The organism is Nocardioides sp., assembly GCF_030149505.1.
GTDB lineage: Bacteria > Actinomycetota > Actinomycetes > Propionibacteriales > Nocardioidaceae > Nocardioides.
On record NZ_JASBRN010000072.1, the window covers coordinates 87,445 to 106,452 of the forward strand.

The 19,008-nt window shown below is 73.4% G+C and carries 18 protein-coding genes; 3 read left to right on the top strand and 15 right to left on the bottom strand.

Translation table 11 applies throughout. The features are described from left to right. Window positions 1–141: 141 nt before the first annotated feature. Both Q1V71_RS16105 and Q1V71_RS16110 read left to right on the top strand, forming a co-directional pair. The gene (locus tag Q1V71_RS16105; protein ID WP_300645085.1) at window positions 142–648 is read left to right on the top strand and encodes a SigE family RNA polymerase sigma factor; all 507 of its coding nucleotides are present in this window, start codon (window positions 142–144) and stop codon (window positions 646–648) included. Beyond that, complete coding sequence (locus tag Q1V71_RS16110; RefSeq protein WP_300645086.1) at window positions 645–1,847, top strand: hypothetical protein; 1,203 nt, start codon at window positions 645–647, stop codon at window positions 1,845–1,847. The genes Q1V71_RS16105 and Q1V71_RS16110 overlap by 4 nt, the downstream gene beginning before the upstream one ends. Before the next feature lie 16 nt (window positions 1,848–1,863). Here the strand turns inward: Q1V71_RS16110 and tsaD are convergent, their stop codons facing one another. Then, entirely contained in the window at window positions 1,864–2,919 is a 1,056-nt protein-coding gene (gene tsaD, locus Q1V71_RS16115; protein WP_300645088.1) for a tRNA (adenosine(37)-N6)-threonylcarbamoyltransferase complex transferase subunit TsaD, read from the bottom strand. A 32-nt stretch (window positions 2,920–2,951) separates the two neighbouring features. Between tsaD and Q1V71_RS16120 the strand changes: the two genes are divergently transcribed. Further along, the gene (locus Q1V71_RS16120; RefSeq protein WP_300645090.1) at window positions 2,952–3,701 is read left to right on the top strand and encodes a GNAT family N-acetyltransferase; all 750 of its coding nucleotides are present in this window, start codon (window positions 2,952–2,954) and stop codon (window positions 3,699–3,701) included. Here the strand turns inward: Q1V71_RS16120 and Q1V71_RS16125 are convergent. The 14 genes from Q1V71_RS16125 to Q1V71_RS16190 form a co-directional block, all read right to left on the bottom strand. Further along, the gene (locus Q1V71_RS16125) at window positions 3,664–4,305 is read right to left on the bottom strand and encodes a uridine kinase (protein WP_300645092.1); all 642 of its coding nucleotides are present in this window, start codon (window positions 4,303–4,305) and stop codon (window positions 3,664–3,666) included. The genes Q1V71_RS16120 and Q1V71_RS16125 overlap by 38 nt on opposite strands. Continuing rightward, window positions 4,302–5,075, bottom strand: a complete 774-nt coding sequence (locus Q1V71_RS16130) for a sulfite exporter TauE/SafE family protein (RefSeq protein ID WP_300645093.1) — start codon at window positions 5,073–5,075, stop codon at window positions 4,302–4,304. The genes Q1V71_RS16125 and Q1V71_RS16130 overlap by 4 nt, the downstream gene beginning before the upstream one ends. Before the next feature lie 61 nt (window positions 5,076–5,136). Further along, on the bottom strand, window positions 5,137–5,622 hold the full coding sequence (locus Q1V71_RS16135) for an N-acetyltransferase (RefSeq protein WP_300645094.1): 486 nt from the start codon (window positions 5,620–5,622) through the stop codon (window positions 5,137–5,139). Then, window positions 5,619–6,266, bottom strand: a complete 648-nt coding sequence (gene tsaB, locus Q1V71_RS16140; RefSeq protein ID WP_300645095.1) for a tRNA (adenosine(37)-N6)-threonylcarbamoyltransferase complex dimerization subunit type 1 TsaB — start codon at window positions 6,264–6,266, stop codon at window positions 5,619–5,621. The genes Q1V71_RS16135 and tsaB overlap by 4 nt, the downstream gene beginning before the upstream one ends. Before the next feature lie 32 nt (window positions 6,267–6,298). Continuing rightward, complete coding sequence (locus tag Q1V71_RS16145) at window positions 6,299–7,045, bottom strand: lytic murein transglycosylase (RefSeq protein ID WP_300645096.1); 747 nt, start codon at window positions 7,043–7,045, stop codon at window positions 6,299–6,301. Window positions 7,046–7,093: 48 nt separating this feature from the next. After that, window positions 7,094–7,963 (bottom strand): phosphate ABC transporter ATP-binding protein, encoded by an 870-nt coding sequence (locus tag Q1V71_RS16150; RefSeq protein WP_300645097.1) that lies wholly within the window; start codon window positions 7,961–7,963, stop codon window positions 7,094–7,096. Between the two features lie 91 nt (window positions 7,964–8,054). After that, window positions 8,055–9,569 carry a substrate-binding domain-containing protein gene (locus Q1V71_RS16155; RefSeq protein WP_300645098.1) on the bottom strand — a complete coding sequence of 505 codons (1,515 nt, stop codon included), beginning with the start codon at window positions 9,567–9,569 and terminating at the stop codon, window positions 8,055–8,057. Between the two features lie 154 nt (window positions 9,570–9,723). Then, a complete protein-coding gene (locus Q1V71_RS16160) occupies window positions 9,724–10,518 on the bottom strand; it encodes a sortase (protein WP_300645099.1) in 795 nt (264 codons plus the stop codon). Window positions 10,519–10,730: 212 nt separating this feature from the next. Beyond that, window positions 10,731–13,349 (bottom strand): hypothetical protein, encoded by a 2,619-nt coding sequence (locus Q1V71_RS16165; RefSeq protein ID WP_300645100.1) that lies wholly within the window; start codon window positions 13,347–13,349, stop codon window positions 10,731–10,733. Further along, a complete protein-coding gene (locus Q1V71_RS16170; RefSeq protein WP_300645101.1) occupies window positions 13,346–14,998 on the bottom strand; it encodes a substrate-binding domain-containing protein in 1,653 nt (550 codons plus the stop codon). Before Q1V71_RS16170 ends, Q1V71_RS16165 begins: the two co-directional genes overlap by 4 nt. Then, on the bottom strand, window positions 14,995–16,314 hold the full coding sequence (gene pstA / locus Q1V71_RS16175) for a phosphate ABC transporter permease PstA (protein WP_300645102.1): 1,320 nt from the start codon (window positions 16,312–16,314) through the stop codon (window positions 14,995–14,997). The genes Q1V71_RS16170 and pstA overlap by 4 nt, the downstream gene beginning before the upstream one ends. Further along, the gene (pstC, locus tag Q1V71_RS16180; protein ID WP_300645104.1) at window positions 16,314–17,330 is read right to left on the bottom strand and encodes a phosphate ABC transporter permease subunit PstC; all 1,017 of its coding nucleotides are present in this window, start codon (window positions 17,328–17,330) and stop codon (window positions 16,314–16,316) included. The genes pstA and pstC overlap by 1 nt, the downstream gene beginning before the upstream one ends. Window positions 17,331–17,564: 234 nt before the next feature. Further along, entirely contained in the window at window positions 17,565–18,185 is a 621-nt protein-coding gene (locus Q1V71_RS16185; RefSeq protein ID WP_300645106.1) for an HAD family hydrolase, read from the bottom strand. A 16-nt stretch (window positions 18,186–18,201) separates the two neighbouring features. After that, window positions 18,202–18,996: a 3'(2'),5'-bisphosphate nucleotidase CysQ gene (locus Q1V71_RS16190; RefSeq protein WP_300645107.1), complete on the bottom strand. Its 795-nt coding sequence runs from the start codon at window positions 18,994–18,996 to the stop codon at window positions 18,202–18,204. Window positions 18,997–19,008: the final 12 nt, after the last annotated feature.

Below are 19,008 nucleotides of genomic sequence, written 5' to 3' on the forward strand. Positions count from 1 at the left end.
CGATGGCCCAAGCCCATGCCAACCATCCTGTTTCCAACCATCCGTCCGGCGCGCGCGTCCCACGGTCATGGACATCGGAGCACCACGATGAGGACCGCGACGGAGGTGAGGACGACGGGCACCAGGGACGAGCAGGGGCGCGTGGACGCCGAGTTCACGGCGTACCTCCACGCCCGGCAGGGCGCGCTGCTGCGCACTGCCTACCTGCTGACCGGCGACCGGCACCAGGCCGAAGACGTCCTGCAGACCGCACTGGCCAAGCTGTACCTCTCGTGGGACAGGGTGCGCGAGCGCGAGGCGCTCGACGGCTACGTGCGGCGGATCCTGGTCAACGAGACCACCTCGCTGTGGCGCCGACCCTTCAAGCGGCGCGAGCGCGCGACCGACGTGCTGCCCGAGGGCGGCGTCGAGCCGACGTACGACGAGGGGCAGCGGGCGGCCGTGTGGGCGGTCGTCTCCACGTTGCCGCCCAAGGCGCGCGCCGTCGTCGTGCTGCGCTACTACGAGGGACTCACCGAGTCCGAGACCGCCGAGGTCCTCGGCGTCAGCGTCGGCACCGTGAAGTCCCAGGGCAGCCGGGCGATGGCCCTGCTGCGCGACCGCACCCCGGGCCACCTGGCCCCCGGCTCCCGGGAGGAGGAGCGATGAGCACGCACGACGAGCAGGCCTTCACCGAGGCCCTGCGCATCCAGGCGGTCGGAGCCGGTACGCCGACGCTGACCCTCGACGACGTCCGCGGCCGCGCCCGGGGCATCCGCCGGCGCCGCGCTGCGGTCGTCGCCGGCGGCGCCGCGGCGCTGGTCGCTGCTGCCGTGCTGCCGGTCGCACTGCTGGTCGGCGGGGGTTCCTCGCCGGACTCGCTGCCGCCCGCCGGGACGCCGACGGTGGTCGACACCGCGAACCCCGAGGGCTCGGGCGAGCCGGTCAGCCAGCTGGGCAGCTGGCTGGAAGGCCGCACCATCCACCCGGCCACGGGCGAGCCGTTCGAGCCGGACGTCGAAGGCGAGATCGCCAGCACCAGGTGGCTCAGCGACGGCCGCTGGCTCCTGGCGACCTACCCGGGCACCGACTACGCCCTCGTCGCGGTCGACGCCCGGGGCGAGCCGCTCACGGCGTACGAGGGGGTCGACAGCGGACTGGCCTCCGACGACGCCGGCACGGCGGTGGCGTGGACCGGTGCCGACGGTCGTGTGCGGGTGCTGCTGAGCGGGTCCGAGGAGCCGGTCGTGCTGGCCGCCCGCCTCGACGACCGCCGTGCGGCCGCGAGGCCGCTGGAGGTGCTGCCCGGGTGCACGCCACAGGAGTGCGTGGCGCTGGTGGAGGTCTACGACGACAGCCCCGACGGCTCCAGCCAGCTGGCGGTCGGTCTCCAGGGGCAACCCCAACGCCTGGACCGCCTCGGGCTGCTGTCGATCAGCGACGTCTCCCCCGACGGCGCGCTGGTGGCCGGGCTCGTCGAGGCCGACGAGCTGGAGATGCGCTACTGCAGCGCCGTGGTCGTCTTCGCGACCGGCGAGGAGCTGTGGCGCACCTGCGACGCGGGGACCTTCCGGTTCTCCCCGGACGGGACGCGGGTGCTCGGCATCGATCCCAACCTCGACGGGCTCGGACACTCCTTCACCGAGGTGCGGGACGCACTCGACGGAACGGTGGTCGGGCGCTACGAGGGCGGCACGGTCTTCGACGAGACCTGGGCGAGCGGCGACTCCTACCTGGTCTCGATCCAGACGAACGCCGGGGAGAACCTGCTGCTGCGGGTCGGCGTGGACGGCGACGAGCCGGAGGTGCTCGAGCGGGTTGCGGGGACGCCGGGCGACCCCGAGGGGATGGTGCGTCTCACCGGGTGAGGCTCGCCGGTGGGCGTCAGCCCGCCAGCACCTCGGTCACCGGCAGGCTGGAGTCGGCGGGGAGGTCGAGCGAGGACGGGGTGCGGCCCCGTGCGACCATCTCCGACCCGAGCGCGGCGACCATGGCGCCGTTGTCGGTGCACAGGCCCGGACGCGGCACGCGGACCCGGATGCCGAGCTTCGACGCACGCTCCTCGGCGAGGTGGCGCAGCCGGGAGTTGGCCGCGACGCCACCGCCGATGAGCAGGTCCTCGATCCCCTCGCTGGCGGCGGCGTCCAGCGCCTTGCGCACCAGCACGTCGCAGACCGCCTCCTGGAAGGAGGCGGCGACGTCGTTGACGGGGACCGGCTCGCCTGCGCGCTCCTTGGCCTCGACCCAGCGGGCCACCGCGGTCTTGAGCCCGGAGAAGGAGAAGTCGAAGCGGTGCCGCTCCAGGTCGCGACGGCTCGTGAGGCCGCGCGGGAAGTCGATGGCGACGGTGTCGCCCTCACGGGCGGCGCGGTCGATGTGCGGGCCGCCCGGGAACGGCAGCCCGAGCAGTCGCGCGACCTTGTCGAAGGCCTCGCCGGCCGCGTCGTCGATCGTCTGGCCCATCGGGTCGACCCCGCCCTCGTGGCCGGTCACGTCGGTAACCCGCAGCAGGCTGGAGTGGCCGCCGGAGACGAGCATCGCGATGCAGGGCTCGGGCAGCGGGCCGTGCTCGAGCTGGTCGACGGCCACGTGCGAGGCGAGGTGGTTGACCCCGTAGATGGGCTTGCCCAGCCCCAGCGCGAGCGCCTTCGCGGCGGCGACACCGACGAGCAGCGCGCCGGCCAGGCCGGGGCCGTTCGTCACCGCGATCGCGTCGACGTCGTGCAGCCGGATGCCGGCGGTCTCGCAGGCGCGCTCGATGGTCGGGACCATCGCCTCCAGGTGGGCCCGGCTCGCGACCTCCGGGACGACGCCACCGAAGCGGGCGTGCTCGTCGACGCTGCTGGCCACCGCGTCGGCCAGCAGGGTGTGGCCGCGGACGATGCCGACACCGGTCTCGTCGCAGGAGGTCTCGATGCCGAGGACGAGGGGCTCGTTCACGGGCTCATCGTGCCACCGGTGAGGATGGGCGCGTGGAGGGCCTGCGCGAGATCGATCCCCACGAGCTGGTGGCCACGTCGCAGCACCCGTTCGTCCGGCACCAGGTGGACCCCGACGACACCGTGCTCGTCCTGTCGCTCGGCGACGCGCTGGTCGTCGACGGCAACCGGAACCGCACCGGCCCCTCCGACGGGCGGCCGTCGCTGTGGTGCCTGGGCCCGCCCGCCGACCTCGCGCGCCTCGCTCACCTCGCGGTCGACCGGGTGGACCCGCCTGGTCGCGTGAGCGTGCAGGCGGCGTCGTACGACGGGTTGCCGGAGACGTGGCGCTTCCCGACGGAGGGCCACTGGCACTGGATGCTCACCCACGACCAGCCGCCGGCGCACCCGCTCGAGGGCTCGGTCGTCGAGGTCGACGACGCCGCGGCGATCGACGCGCTGCTCGACGTCGCCAACCCGGGCTCGTTCGCGCGGCCCGGCTCGCGCGGGGTCGAGTGCTGGCTGGGCGTCCCGGGTCCGGACGGGCTGCTCTCCGTCGGTGCCCTCTACCGCGACCCCTCCGGCGCCGGGCACCTGCGCTCGGTCACCACCCGTCCCGACGCCGCCGGCCGCGGCCTCGGCACGGCGGTCTCCGCCGCACTGACCCGGCGGGCGCTGGGACGCTCGGGCACCGCGACCCTGGGGGTGTACGTCGACAACGCCCCCGCGCTCGCGGTCTACGACCGGCTGGGCTTCCGGACCGTCGTCACGTTCCGCTCGGGTCGGGCTCCGGGTCGAGGATGATCGAGGCCCGCTCGCGCGGGTGCTCCTCGGCGACGTAGGTCCGGCAGGCCGCCTGGTAGCGGGCGTCGTACGCCGCCGCGGCCGCCTCCGGTCCGCCCAGTGCCTCGGCATCGCGGGCGATGCCGCGCGCGGTCGCGGTCGGCTCGTCGGTGTCCACCCACACGACCTCGTCCCACAGGTCGCGCAGCGCCCCGCGCTGGACGAAGGTGGCCGCGAACACCACGACCGCGTCCTCGGGCACCACGACCGTGCGTCCGGTCAGCACCTCGTCGGTGGCCAGGTCGTGCACAGCGGTCGCGATCGTGCGGTCACCGCCGGGCCCGAGCGGTCGCAGCACCCGCTCGGCCAGCGCCTCGAGGTCGTAGGCGTCGTCGTAGTAGCCGCGGGCCGAGTCGCGACCCTGCCGGTAGCGGCGCTCCCTGACGTGGTGGAAGCCGTCGGAGTCGACGTGCAGCGCCGGCCGCCCGGCGCGCCCCAGCTCCGCGACCAGCCACCGGGCGAGGGTGGTCTTGCCCGCGCCGCAGTACCCGTCGATCCCCACCCGCACCGGCCGTCCCAGGTCGAGGTCGCCCAGGTGGGCGAGGAGCTCGTCGCGGCTGCTCACGACACTCCCTGGGCGAGGTACAGCGCGCCGACCACTGCGGCCAGCACCCCGAGGAGCACGCGCAGCCCACGCTCGGGCAGGTGCGGCTGCAGCCGCGCCCCGAGGTAGCCGCCGACCAGGCCTCCGAGGCCGCACGCGATGCCGACCGGCCAGTCGGGGGCGACCGGCCCCGGTGCCACCGTCGCGAGGACGGTGAAGGAGGCCGCCCCGACCAGGGACGTCAGGAACGTGGAGGCCAGCGCGGCCGGCGCGACGGCGGCCAGCGTCATGCCGGAGCCGACGAGGACCGGGCTGAGCAGCGAGCCGCCCCCGATGCCGTAGACCCCTCCGACCAGGCCGACGCCCAGCGCCAGGACGACGATCGCGCGGGGTCCGAGCGGGCGCAGGGCACGGGGCGGACGCATCGTCCGTCCCACCAGCCACCCGCCGAGGGCGAGCAGCACCAGCCCGGCCACGACCCGGAAGGTGTCGGGACCGGGCAGCAGGTAGACCCGCACGAGCGCGCCGAGGACGACGCCGGGGAGGGTCCCTGCGACGAGGAGACGGGTGAGCGGGGTGAGGAGGAGGCCGTCGCGGCGGTAGCGCAGGAGGGCGCCCGGCGTGGCGATGACGTTGTAGAGCAGGTTGGTGGAGGTGACGGCCGGGTTGGGTACCCCCAGCACGCTGAGCTGGACGGGCAGCACGAAGACCGCACCGGACACGCCGACCGGCGCGGTGAGGGTGGCGATGAGCAGACCCGCGGCGAAGCCGACGAGCAGGTCCGCGAGCACACCCGGACCCTAGCGGCGCCCGCGACGGACGGCCGGTGCGGACCCCGCCGCCGGGGCCGGGTCAGCCGCCGCAGCGCGGGCCGACGCCCAGGCGCATCACGACGGCGGTGGCGCCGTCGCGGTAGTAGCGCGGGCGCCGGTCGACCTCGGTGAAGCCGCGGGCGGCGTAGAAGCCGAGGGCGCCGGCGTTGTCCTCACGGACCTCGAGCAGCAGCCGGTCGGCGCCACCGGCACGGGCGGCGACGACGCAGGCGTCGAGGAGCGCGGAGGCCACGCCACCGCGGCGGTGGTCGACGTCGACGGCGATCCGCTGCAGCTCGGCGACGTCGACGACCACGGAGACGACCGCGTGCCCGACGACCTGACCACCTGTTGCGCCACCCACCTCCGCGACGAGGTACGACGTGTGCGGCACCCGGCCGGCCACGCCCTCGGCCAGCAGCCCGGGCGACCAGGCGTCGGCGCCGAGGTTGGCCTGCTCGGACGCGACGACCGCGTCGAGGTCGGCCTCGACGGCTGCCCGGACCTGCACCGGGCGGGTCGTCACGAGACCTGCTTGCGCTCGCCGGGGGCGACGGCGTCGGGGCGCCGGAGGTACATCGGCTCGGGGTCGAGCAGCTCGGCGCGCTCGTCGGCGACGACCCGCGCCAGCCAGCCGGCGCTCGGCCGCACCGGGCCGACGGAGGTCGGGAAGTGCTCGGGGTAGAGCAGCGCCCCCTCCCCCACGACCGGCAGCGCGGAGGCAGCGGCGGCCGGCTTCACGACGACCGGGTCGGTCAGCCGCACCCCGTCCCCGTCGTACGACGCGAGGTAGACCTCCTTGCGCCGGGCGTCCGTGGCCACGAGGAACTCCTCGGTGCCGGCGGGCAGCGCGCCGGTGTCGGCGGCCTCGACCGCGAGCACGTCGAGCGAGCACACGCCGTAGACGGGCACCTCGAGGACGAAGCCGAGGGTGCGCGCGGTGACCAGCCCGACCCGCAGGCCGGTGAAGGGCCCGGGGCCGACGCCGACCCCGATGGCGGTGAGGTCCTGGCGGACGATGCCGACCCGGTGCATGGCGGCCTCGATGAGCGGGGCCAGCTGCTCGCCGTGCTTCATCGGTCGGTCGGCGACCAGCTCAGCCACGACGTCCGTGCCGTCGTGGAGGGCGACCGTGACGAGCGGGGTGGCGGAGTCGAGCGTGAGCAGCACGACCGAGAGGCTACTGCGCGACTGCGGGGCGGCTACTGCCCGGCGCGCTCGGCGTAGGTCGTGGCCGCGGCGTGCACGGCGTCGACGTACTCCCGGCTGCGGTTGTAGCTCAGCACGGCGTCGGTCCAGGCCGCACCGTCGGTGAGGTCGCGGCCCGAGGCGCACAGGTAGCGCGCCGCGGTGGCGGCGGCGTCGTCGAGGTCGTGGGGGTCGGTGACGCCGTCGTCGTCGCCGTCGGCCGCCCACGGCTCCCACGAGGAGCGGAGGAACTGCATCGGCCCGACCGCGCGCTCCCACACCTCGTCACCGTGCCAGGCCGCAGAGGCGGGGGTGGAGCGGATCGCCGCGACCGGGCCGCGACCGTTGAGCGGGACCCCGATGATCGGCGGGTCCGAGCGCCCGTCGAGGGTCAGGACCCGGTCGTCGATGGTGCCGTGGTGCGACTCGACCCAGCCGATGCCGGCCAGCGTGGTCCAGCCGAGCTCGCAGCCACCGACCCCGGAGAGCTGCGCATCGGCGTACGCCCGGAGCGCGGGGAGCGGGATGCCGGTGCGGCGCGAGGTCTGCTCGAGCCACCGCTGGTCGACCAGCTGCCCGCCCGCTGGCGCCGCGGCCGGAGCGTCGGCCGTCACCGGCACGGGGGCGGAGAGATAGGCCACGGGCGGCGTGAGGTCCAGAGCGCGCGGCGTGGCGTAGAGCCGCGAGAGCGCGAACGCGGCCGCGGTCACCACGACCAGCAGCGTCGCGAAGAGCGCGATCGAGCGCGGGCCGGAGATCACGAGAAGAGTGTGCGGCAGGTCACCGGAGGTCCGGAAATCCGTCTCGGCTCAGCCGAAACGGCCGTGGACGTAGTCCGCGGTCCGGGAGTCCTGCGGGTTCTCGAACATGGCGCGGGTGTCGCCGTGCTCGACGATGACCCCCGGGGTGCCGTGTGCGGCCAGGAAGAAGGCGCACTGCGAGGAGACCCGCGCGGCCTGCTGCATGTTGTGGGTGACGATGACGATGGTGACCTCGCGGGCCAGCTCGAGCATCGTCTCCTCGATCACCCGGGTCGAGGTCGGGTCCAGGGCCGAGCAGGGCTCGTCCATCAGCAGCACCCGCGGCTTGACCGCCAGCGAGCGGGCGATGCACAAGCGCTGCTGCTGGCCACCGGAGAGCCCGCCGCCCGGTGCGTCGAGGCGGTCCTTGACCTCGTTCCACAGTCCGCCCTTGGTCAAGCAGGACTCCACGAGGTCGTCCTTCTCCGAGCGGGACGCCTTGGTGCCGGTGAGCTTCAGGCCGGCCAGGACGTTCTCCCGGATCGACATCGCCGGGAAGGGGTTGGGCTTCTGGAAGACCATGCCGATGGCCCGGCGGGCGTCGATGAGCTTCTTGGCCGGGTCGTAGATGTCCTCCCCGTCGAGCCACACCTCGCCGGCGAGCTGGGCCGAGGGGACCAGCTCGTGCATGCGGTTGAGGATGCGCAGGAAGGTCGACTTGCCGCATCCCGAGGGGCCGATGAGCGCCGTGATCGCACCGGCGGACATGGTGAGCGAGACCCGGTCGAGGACCTTGCGCTCCCCGAACCACGCCGTGATGTCGCGGGCGTCCAGCTCCGCGAGCCGCTCCGCTCCTGCGGGGGCGTCCTGGCCGGGAGCCCCGGGCACGGAGCCGCCGGGAACGGCGGGGAGGACGGTGGTCGCGTCGGTGCTGCTCATCTGGGGTCTCTTTCGTGGGCGATCTGGTGCAACCGGGTGTGCGGGCGACCGCCCTCGCGGAGGGAGGTCGCCCGCACTGGAGGAGCCGGGACTACTTCTTGACCTTCACCAGGACGGTGACGGTCTGGTCGCCGAAGGCGACGGTGTAGCGGGTGTTCTTCTTGACCTTCTTCGCCAGCAGCGTGGCCTTCCCGCCGGACAGGGTCGCGGAGTCGATCTCCTTGGCGCCCTTGAGCAGCGTGACCGTGCCGGTCGCGCCGGCGATGGTCACCTGGATCTTGGCGGTCTTGCCCTTCGCGACCGGCTTGGCCTGCGCGGCGATGTCAGCGCGGTCGGAGACCGTGACGGTGACGTCGTCGGTGGAGCCGAGGAAGCCGTCGCCGGGGTTCAGCGTGGCGGTGTAGGTCCGCGAGCCGGCCGCGACGCCGTTGAGCGTGGCGGTGGCACGACCCTGGACGATCGGGACGTCGGCGGCGACCACGGTGCTGCCCTCGGTGAAGGTCACGGTGCCGGTCGGCGTACCCGCCGCGGAGGCGACGGTGGCCACGAGCACGACCCGACCCGGCGAGGGGTTGGTGGCGGTGAGGTCGGTGGTGGTCTCGGCGACCTCGTTGACGGTGAAGTTGCTGGTCGAGGACTGGGTGGGCACGCCGCACGCACCGCCGTTGGCCTCGCGGGCGAGCTGGAAGAATCCGGCAGCCTCGATCAGCGGCGCGGCAGCGTCGGAGCAGAGGAAGCCGTCGGGGCCGAACGCCGCCAGCAGGTCGGCACGGCCGACGTCGGCGCCGCGCACCACGTTGTAGAGCGCACGGTTCGCGGAGAAACCGTCGGTGAGCTTGATGACCGGACCGGCGGCACCGGCGCGACCGGTGGAGAACGGCGCGACGGCGTTGGGGTCGGACTGGACCGGAGCCGGGTCGTGCTCCTGGACCTCCTGGACCGACGCGGCCAGCGGCACGGCCACACCGCCGTTGGCGGCCTGCAGCTGCGCGACGAAGAACGAGCGGGTGCCCGAGCCGGCCTGCGGGATGAGCGGCTTGATGACACCGGGCTGGCCGCCCAGCTCGCTCCAGTTGGTGATGCTGCCGTCGTAGATCTTGACCATGTCGGCGGCGGAGATGCTCGCCGGCGCGTTGGTCGCCACGGTGTTCGACACCGCGAGCTTGAGGCCGTCGACGGCGAAGGGGAAGTTCTGCAGGCCCGCGGCGCGCTCGGCGTCGTTGAGTCCGGAGGAGGATCGGGCGAAGTCGATCTCGGGGAGGTTGTTGGCGCCGTACAGGCGACCCTTGCCGGCGCCCGAGCCGTTGGGGCGGGTGATGGTGGTGCCACCCGGGATCGTGATCTCGCCGCCGCCGCCCGCCTGGAAGGAGGCGATCCGGCCGGTGCTGCGGCCCTCGTTGTAACCGGCCGTGCCCTCGAAGCCCTCGGCGAGGTAGTGCATCGAGATCTCGGTGGTGTCCGAGCCGACGCCCACCAGGTCCGCGGAGGCGGGGGTGAAGGTGGGGTCGAAGGGCAGCGCGGCCGACGCGGTCGGGGCGCTGAGGGCGATCGCCGACGCGGCGAGGGCCGCGGTGACGAGTCCGCTGAGGGTCTTGCTCGACTTCATGGATTCGCTCTCTCTGGTGGGGGTGCTTCCTGGGTGGAGCCGGGTGGAGCTGCTCCGCAAGCCCCGAGACCTGCGGCGGCGTGGTGATCGTGGGGGGCGCGAGCCGGTCACGGCAGCGACTTCGGACGGGGTTGCGCGACGGTTCACGAAGGCGTCACATCACGTTCGGCAGCAGTCGGACCAGGACCTCCGTCGTGGCCCAGGCCAGGGCCGCGACCACCGGGCTGGCCAGCAGCCACACCTGGACCGTCGACCAGCGCTGGCGCGCGGAGATGATGGTCAAGGTGGCGAGCACGAGGGCGGCCAGGCAGGTGGCCAGCAGCGGCAGCACCGCGGTCTCCCCGGCGAGCAGCTGCTCGGCGGCCGGCACGGCGGCAGGTCGGCCCGCGGGTGCGGGGAAGGCGTCCTCGGCCTCGGCGTCGACGTAGACCGCCTCCCCCGGCGTCAGCCCGGCCAGACGCCCCTGACCCTCGGCGCTGGCCAGCACGAGCCGGGCCACCCCGGTCGCGCGCGGCTGGGGCAGCGGGTCGCCGGTCCGGCGGACCCCCAGGACCCGGAACTCGCGGGTTCCCTGGGCGACGACGACCTCGATGACGTCTCCGGGCCGCAGCTCGGTGATCCGGGCGAAGGGGCCGCCGTACGTCGCGGCGCGGCCCATCACGACGGAGGTGCCGTCCTGGCCCGGGAGCACGGTGTTGCGCTGGTGACCAGGGCCGGCCCGCAGGTCGCCGGACGCCGTGCCCTCGACGACCACCTGCTCCAGGTCGATGGCAGGGATGCGCAGCAGCGCGACCGGGGCGCCGACGGGGACCACCGGGCCCACGGGCGCCGTCGCAGCGGCTACCTCGGTGCGGAACCGGTCGTAGAGCAGGTCCTGGGAACGCTCGTGCTTGAGGTCGCCGAGCAGCAGGAGCTGGACGAACACCCACAGGCAGACCACGGCCAGCATGAAGGCGGCCGACTGCGTGGCGGCCTGCGCCCCGGTGGGCAGCGGCCGCGCCGGCCGCGGACCAGTACGGCCCCGCCGTAGCGACGAGCGGCGCGTCGGCTTCGCCAGGCGACGGGCGCGGGGCGACCGGGGCGGGCCGACAGGTGCGGCACCGGCTCCGGCGACGTCGGGTGCGACCGGCCCGGACGGGGGGCTGGCCGGCTCTGTCATCGTCATCGGCCCAGGCCCGCCCGGGGAGGTCGGACGAAGAAGCGGCCGGCTGCGACGACGAGGGCCCCGAGCAGTCCGCCTAGGAAGAGCAGCGGCAGCAGCATCCCGGCGACCCGCGAGGAGATCGGCGTGGTCGCCGGCATCGCCACGGGCTCGGTGCTCGCCTCGACCGGGTCCAGTGCGGGCCCGGCGGCCGGCTCCTCGGCGGCGTCCGGGACCTCCGCGACCGGCACGTCGGGCAGGTCCAGCGGGCCGCCCGCGCCCCCCGGCGTACCCCCGCCTGTGGTGTCGGGTCCCTCGGTCTCCTCGGGCGGGGTGCTGCTGGCGGGGGGCGTCTGGGTCGCGACGGCGTCGGCGGTCTGCCGCGCGGCCGCGAGGAGCGGCGCGGTCGGACCCGCGCTGCGCAGAGGAAGGAAGCCCCCCGGGAGCTGGCCGTTCCCGGGCCCCTGGCGCTGCCCCTCGGTGGTGGCGATCCGGATGAACTGCGCGACCGTCGCCGCATCGGCCTTCGGCAGGTTCTTCATGCGCGCCGCGGTGTAGACGACCATCGTGCCGGGGTAGGCCTTGCCGCTGCGGCGCACGTCCTGCTGGTCCAGGACGAAGGGCTGCGTGGGACCCTGCGGCTCCATCAGCGCGACGGCGGCGGCCAGCGAGTCCGCGTCGGGCGTGACGAAGCTGCCCGGCTCGGCCTGGAGTGCCGCGGTGCGCAGACCGAACCGCGCGGCGTCACCGAGGCTGACCACACCCAGCATGAAGCGGGCACCGAACGACTGGCGCGGGATCCGCCCGAGGCGGAACAGGCCGGTGTCCGGTTCGAACTCGCACCGCGTCTGGACGTTGGGGTGGGCGTCGAGGATGGCCTCGCTGATCCGGCGCAGCGTGGTGACCGGGGCGGCAAGCTGGTTGAAGTAGACCGCCGGGTTCTGCTGACGGCAGGTGTTGCCGGTCTCGGGCACGTAGTCGTCGAGCAGCGGGATCGAGGACGCCGGGAGCGCCAGGTCGCGGTAGTTCGGGTTGACGACCATGCCCCACGGGTCCTCCTTCCCGGCGATGAAGTCACGGGCGTCCTTGTCGGCCACGACCCATTCGGTGAGCTGCTGGACGACGTCGGACTCGTTGGAGAGCGAGAGCAGGGTCGCTCCCGCCTCCTGGTTGATCTGCGGGAGCCCAGGGTTCAGCTCGACGAACTCGGGGTCCTGGATGATGGACAGCGGGTTCTGCTCGATGCCGGGGTGACCGCGGCCGAGGTCGGAGCCGAGGTAGGACTGGGTCAGCAGCTTGGCGACCAGCCGCGGAGTGAGGCGCAGCGTGGTGACCTCTCCGGCGTTGTCCGGCTTGTCGACGACGTACGCCACGGCGAAGCCGGTGACCGCGGTCGGTGCGTAGCCGACCGGGTCGGACCCGGTCTGCTCGTGGCCCGAGCTCACCAGGGCAGCGGGGCCGCCGCCGTTCTCCATGAGGGCGAAGCCGGCCTCGTCGGACATCTGGTTGTGCTGGAACTTGAACCGGTCCTTGCGCAGGCAGTACGCCGGCGCCCACTGCAGCGCGGCCTGCGCCAGCAGCTCGGTGCCGTAGAAGCCGGTCGGCGCCCGCGGGTCGAGCACGTCGCAGGTGTCCGGCGGCAGGCCGAAGCTGATCGGGATGGAGAAGCGGTGCTTCCAGTTCGAGGCCGACCACCACAGACCCGGCGAGACCGCCTGGTCCACGCCGTTGGCGGCGAAGTTGCCGCTGCCGGGGGTGAAGCGGCCGGTGCGCCGGCAGGCCTGGTCGCCGGTGGACGGCGGGGTCGACGGCGCATCGCAGGAGAGCCCGACGATCGGGATCACCACGATCGAGCACGCGACCTCGTTGTTGCAGCCCAGGGACTCGTTCTCGACGTCCGAGCGCACCTCGAACTGCACCTCGCCGTTGCCCTCGAGGTCGGTGAACGCCGCGAGCTCGGCCGGCGGGAACGCTGCGCCGACGGCGGCCTCGGGGGGCATCTGGTCGGACTGGCAGGCGGGGAAGACCCGGCCGGAGGCTGCCTCGAAGGGGGTCAGCCGGGTGCTGAAGTCACCGAGGTCGACCGTGGGGCACACCTGCGCGGACGGCAGCGGGTCGAGACCGGAGACCCGGACCTTGTCCGCCTCCTCGGCGTCGAGGTCGCGACGCCAGGTCGACTCGGCGTTGCCCCGCGTGATCTGCGAACGCTGAGCCACCGAGGCGGTCCAGCACGTCTCCGGCCGCAGCTGCTCCTCGCCAGGACCGGGGTCGTCGACCCCGCGGCACTGCATGATGACGACCGGGTACTCCTGGGCCAGGCCGCTCTCGCCGTACGGGTTGCTGGCGCGACCGCCGCTGGGCTGGGCGCCGCTCCACGCGATCCGGATGCGCTGGCGGCCACGGAGCTCCGTGGTCTGGTCGGCGGTGACGGTGACGTCGTACGCCGGGAACTCCTGGCGGCTGCCGTCGGCCCGTTCGAACACGCGCTGCACCGTCTTGGTCTCGGAGTAGGCCGGCTTCGCACGCGCCGCAGGCTCCTCGACGCCGGTGGCCGGCGTCGGGACCAGGGCCAGGGTCCCGGCGCCGAGGGTGCCGGCACCCAGGACCGCTGCGACGACGGTCGCGACCGCGCGCCTCACGAGCGGGCTCCCGTCGGGCGACGCCGCAGCGCGGCGACGTAGAGGCCGGGCAGGACGACGAGGACCACCAGCAGCAGGCCGGAGAGCCAGGCGAAGGCACGGGTGTCCCCGGCCCGGTCCGAGACCAGGATCGTGCTGGGGTCGGCGTACACCGCACCGGCCTCGGCCACGCCGCCCGTCGCCCCGCCGATGACCTCGCCGGTCACGGGGTCGATCGAGGTCGGGGCTCCGCCCGCGCCTCCCCCGCCGCCTGCGCCACCGACGTCGACACCCGTCTCGCCGCCGGCGCCGCCCGCTCCCGCGGCGCCCTCGGTCCCACCGCCGGCCCCGCCCCCGTCGGTCGAGGGCTCGCCGGTGCCGGTCGCGGTGCCGCACGGACCGGCCCCGACCTTGTCGCACGAGGCCGGCTGCGGGGCGATCTGGGCCAGCTTGTTGCTGCTGAGGTTCTTGCCGTCGAAGGTGGGGTTGTTGCAGGAGCGGACGTCGCGGTTGCTGAGGTCCACGTTCTTGTCGGCCTTGCCGAGCTTGGCGATCTGCTCGAAGCCGGCCTGCACCAGGTTGAGCGGGAGCGGCGAGTACCCGTAGGGCCCCGCCTTCGTCTGCCCGGCGCACAGCGAGTAGTACATGAAGTCGGCCAGCGTCTGACGCTTCGCCGTCGTCATCCGCGGGTCGTCGGCCGCGGTCGGGATGATCATGTAGGAGTACGACGAGATCGGGTAGGCCCGCGGGTCCGGGTTGCGGTAGACGTCGTCGAGGATCTGCGTGAGGTAGGTCCTCGGGTCGTTGGGGTTCGAGGTGTTGATCCGCGCCTTCGTCAGCGCGACGGCCACGTTGAACTGGGTCGGCTCCACGTAGTAGCCGCCCTGGTTCAGCACCTTGACGACCGGGAAGTTCTTGTCGACGGGGTAGGAGTACTCGACGTAGCCGATGAACCCGTTCCCGGTGCTAGAGGCGATCGCGTTCATCACCTGGTCCGACCCGGCCTGGCTGACCGTGCGCGACCCCGGCTTCTTCGGGTAGTACGACGTGAGCCCGGACTTGCCGAAGTAGGGCCGCCAGATGCTGGGGTGCTCCTTGTCCAGCCAGCTGGTGAACTGCGCGGTGGTGCCCGATCCGTCGGCCCGCACGACCGGGGTGATCGGGACGCTCGGGAAGGCGCGGCCGTTGTTGTCTTTCGTGATCGCCGGGTCGTTCCAGTTGGTGATCTGGTTGGTGAAGATCTTCGCGATCGTCTCCCCCGAGAGCCGCAGGTTGCGGACCAGCTCGTTGCCGATCTTCAGCTGGTAGGTGAAGGCGGTGCCGCCGGCCACGATCGGGAGGTAGGCGAAGTCACGGCCGTTGGAGGTGTCGGCGTTCCCCTGCTCGTCGGTGCCCTGGTAAGGGATCTCGGAGATGGCGAAGTCGTTGGTGTCCTGGGAGAAGTCCTTGCGGCCCTTGGTCGAACCGCCGCCGGTGTAGACGACCTTCATGCCCGAGGCGTCCACGTCGGCGATCCACTGCTGGACGATGATCTCCGACCAGGTCGAGCCGGTCCCCTCGATCTGGGCGTACGTCGCGGCCTGGGCTGCCGACGGCAGCCCCGCGACGCCGGCGACGGCGAGCACGAGCGCGGTGGCGCAGCGGGCGAGGACGGAGAGGGGGCGGTTCACCGGGGCTCCTGGGGCGGGCGGGACTGGTCGTCCGGACTGGTCGGGAAGGCGGGGTCGGGCGGCGGGGGCGCGGGTGCCGGGGCGGGGCTCACCGCACCGGCGACCGAACCGGGGTTGGCCCGGGCCAGGTCCAGGCCGCGCTGGGACCAGCCGCCACGGGGCGTGAGGGAGAAGCGGCGCCGCTTGCTGGCCCGCGGCGGACGCGCCAGCAGGCGGGCGATGACGAAGAGCAGGAGCACGAGCACGAGCAGGACGCTCGCCGCCCCGAAGGCGCGCAGGATCGCGGTGTCCTCGCCGCTGCGGACGTTGGAGTAGATGAACAGTGGGAGCGAGTTCATCGCCCCGTCGGTCGGGCCGACCACGAAGAACATCGCGGCGCCCGAGGTCAGCAGCACCGGGCTGGTCTCCCCGACCCCCCGCGCCGAGCCCAGGATGACGGCAGTGGCCAGGCCGGGTCGAGCCGTCGGCAGGACGACGTGCCACACCGTCTTCCAGCGGGAGGCCCCGAGCGCCAGGCTCGCCTCGCGCAGTCCGCCGGGGACGACGCGCAGCACCACGTCCGCGGCGCGGGCGATGATCGGGAGCATCATCACGGCGATCGCCAGGCCGGCGGCCAGTCCGGAGCGGGGCTGCCCCAGCGTCAGGATGAAGACGGTGTAGACGAAGAGACCGGCCACGATCGAGGGCAGGGCGGTCATCGCCTCGACGATCGTGCGGACGAGCCTGGCGAAGCGACCACCGACCTCGGTCATGAAGACGGCCGTGCCGATGCCCAGGGGCAGGGTGATCGCGAGGCCGATGCCGAGCTGGATGAGCGACCCGAGCACCGCGTGGGCGATGCCGCCGCGGGTGAACGGGTCCCGCGGGCCGACGCCGGCCATGTCGTCGGTGAAGAAGTTCAGGTGGAGGAGCGGCTCCCAGCCCTCCCAGAAGACGAAGCCGACGGTCGACACCAGGGCGACGCCGACGGTGACGGCACCGCCCGTGATGATCGAGGCGGCCAACCGGTCCTTCACTGCGATCGAGCCGCCCTGCATGCCCGCCAGCACGGCCGTCACGAGCAGACCGAGGGCAAACCACGCGACCACGAACCACGGCAGTCCCGGCAGGGGCAGCAGCTGTTGCGTCAGGAGCCAGGCCAGCGCCCCCGCCGACAGCCACGGCCCCCACTGGACGAGCTGCTCGTCGGCGCTCGGCCGACCGATCGAGGTGCGCGGTACCGCCGGCGGGGCGTCGTCGTCGACCCGGGGCAGGTGGGTGGTGCCGGCCGGGAGGCCGACGCCGGTCGCGGTGGGGCGGGTCTGCTGGATCGTCATCAGGCGTCCGTTCCCGCTCCGGAGCGGCTGCGGTTGACCACCACGGCGGCCAGGGTGTTGACCAGCAGCGTGATGAGGAAGAGCACGAAGCCGGCCGCCAGGAGGGCCGAGAGCTGCGCCGGGCTCGCCTCGCCGAACTGCAGGGCGATGTGGGCGCTGACGGAGTTGCTGCCGATCTCCGTGAGGTTCCACTTCACGTCGAAGGTCGGGCTGATGATGAGGACGACCGCGATGGTCTCGCCGAGCGCGCGACCGAGACCGAGCATCGTCCCGCCGATGATGCCGCCGCGACCGAAGGGCAGCACGACGGACCGGATCATCCCCCAGCGGGTGGCCCCCAGCGCGAGGGCCGCCTCCTTCTCCCCCTGCGGGGTCTGCGAGAAGACCTGCCGCATGACGGCGCACGCCATCGGGAGCACCATCATCGCCACGGCGATCCCAGCGGCGAAGGAGCTGTAGAGGTAGCGGCTGGCGTCGGGGACGGCCGCGTCCGGGTCGGTGCCGCGGATGTCGAAGAACGGGATCCAGCCCAGGTTGGCGTGCAGCCACTGCGCGAGCTCCCCGGCCCGCGGCATGATCAGCAGGTAGCCCCACAGGCCGTAGACGATCGAGGGGACGGCGGCCATCAGGTCGACCATCGCGACGAGCGTGGACTTGATCCGTTCGGGGGCGTACTCACTGATGTAGAGCGCGGTCAGCAGCGCCAACGGGAAGGCGAAGGCCATCGCCACGAGCGCGATCGACACCGTGCCCGTGAGGACCGCCGCGATGCCGACGACGTCCTCCTCGGGCAGCCAGCGACTCTCGGTGAAGAAGTCCAGCCCGTAGCGGCTCAGCGTGGGGTACGCCTGCCAGCCGAGGAACAGGCCGACCCCGCCGGTGATGACCAGGACCGAGGCACCGATCGCGCGGGCCGAGTGCTCGAAGACCGCGTCGACGCCTCTGGCCTTGCGGGAGACACGACGCGGCACGACATCGAACCCGGTCGCCTCGTCGTAGGACGGCAGCGTGGTCACAGGGCCTCCCCCCGAATGTGGTCGTGCTTCCGGCGGGCGCCGCAGCGAGAGCATCCTGAGGGTGGAACCCGGGCCGTCCGGGGTGTCCCTGGTGAACTGTCGGGGAACGCTCGGCCAGCCTTTCCCGAACGGGCTAGGCGCGGCTGCGAGACGTAGTCCGAAAGGGCCAGGTCCTCGGGACCGGAGTAGCCCGGACGGGGTTGACGGCAGGTGAACGCCGTCCAAACCGTTCGATCAGGCGGTGGGCGGCCCGGTCAGCACCCCGTGGGCTGCGAGCAGTCGCTCGAGCGCCGCGTGCCCCTGGTCGAGGTGCCAGTGCTCGGCACGCAGGCCGACCGCCCGGGCGGCCTCGACGTTGGTCTCCATGTCGTCGACGAAGAGCACCTCCGCCGCCGGGGCACCGATCCGCTCGACGGCGATTTCGAAGTAGGTCGGCTCGGGCTTCTTGGTGCCCATCTCCCAGGAGTAGCAGGAGACGTCGAAGAGCGCGTCGTAGCCCAGCTCGGTCGCCATGTGCTCACCACGCTGCCGGTGCTGGTTGGTGCCCAGGTGGACGCCGAGACCGGCCGCGCGGAGCCGCCGGACCAGGGCGAGGCTCTCCGGGGACGGGGTGATGTCGTGCCAGAGCCGGCGGTAGACCTCGTGCGGGTCCACGTCGGCGTACGACGGCACGACGGCCTCCACGACGTGCAGGAAGTCGCCCTCGCCCCTCAGCGGGCCGCGCTCGGCGGTCCACAGGGCGCGGCCGAGCTCCTCGGCCCGGTCACCGGCCCACTCGACCAGCAGGCCGATCGGGTCGGGGGCGCTGCGCTGCAGCACCCCGTCGGCGTCGAGCAGGACGTGGCGGACCGGCACCGTCGGTCGGTCCGGCTCAGTCGGTGCCGTGCTCGGCGATGAAGGCGAGGATCCGCTCGGAGAGCTCCGGGCGGCACACGATCAGGTCGGGGAGGTAGACGTCGTCCTGGTTGTAGACCAGCTCGTCGCCGTTGACCCGCGAGGTGAAGAGCCCGGCGGCCCTGGCGACGGCGACCGGCGCGGCCGAGTCCCACTCGTACTGCCCGCCCGCGTGGACGTAGGCGTCCGCGACGTCGCGCACCACCGACATCATCTTCACCCCGGCCGACCCCATCGGGACCAGCTCGGCGCCCATCTCCTCGGCCAGCGCCTGCACGAAGGCCGGCGGCCGGCTGCGGGAGACCGCGATGCGCGGCCGCTCCGAGGTGCTCGGCGGCACCACCGGCGGGTTTCCGGTGTTGAAGGTCTCGCCCAGGACGGGCTGCGCCACGGCGCCGGCGACGAGGGTGCCGCCCTGCCCCGTCGACTGCCACAGCGCCACGTGCACGGCCCAGTCGTCGCGCGGGGGCTCGGAGAACTCGCGGGTGCCGTCGAGCGGGTCGATGATCCAGACACGCTCGGCCGAGAGCCGGGCCTTGTCGTCCTTGCCCTCCTCCGAGAGCACCGCGTCCTCGGGACGGTGCTCGGCGACCAGGCGCATCAGCAGCTCGTGCGCGGCAGCGTCGCCGGCGTCCTTGAGCTCCTTGCCCTCCAGACCCTCGGCCCGCACCTCGAGGAGGCGGCGGCCGGCCACCTCGGCCAGCCAGGTGGCGAGGACGTGGTCGTCGGCGTCGGCGGGGGGCGTTCCGGGCTCAAAACCAGAGGAGGTCACGCCCCGCAGGCT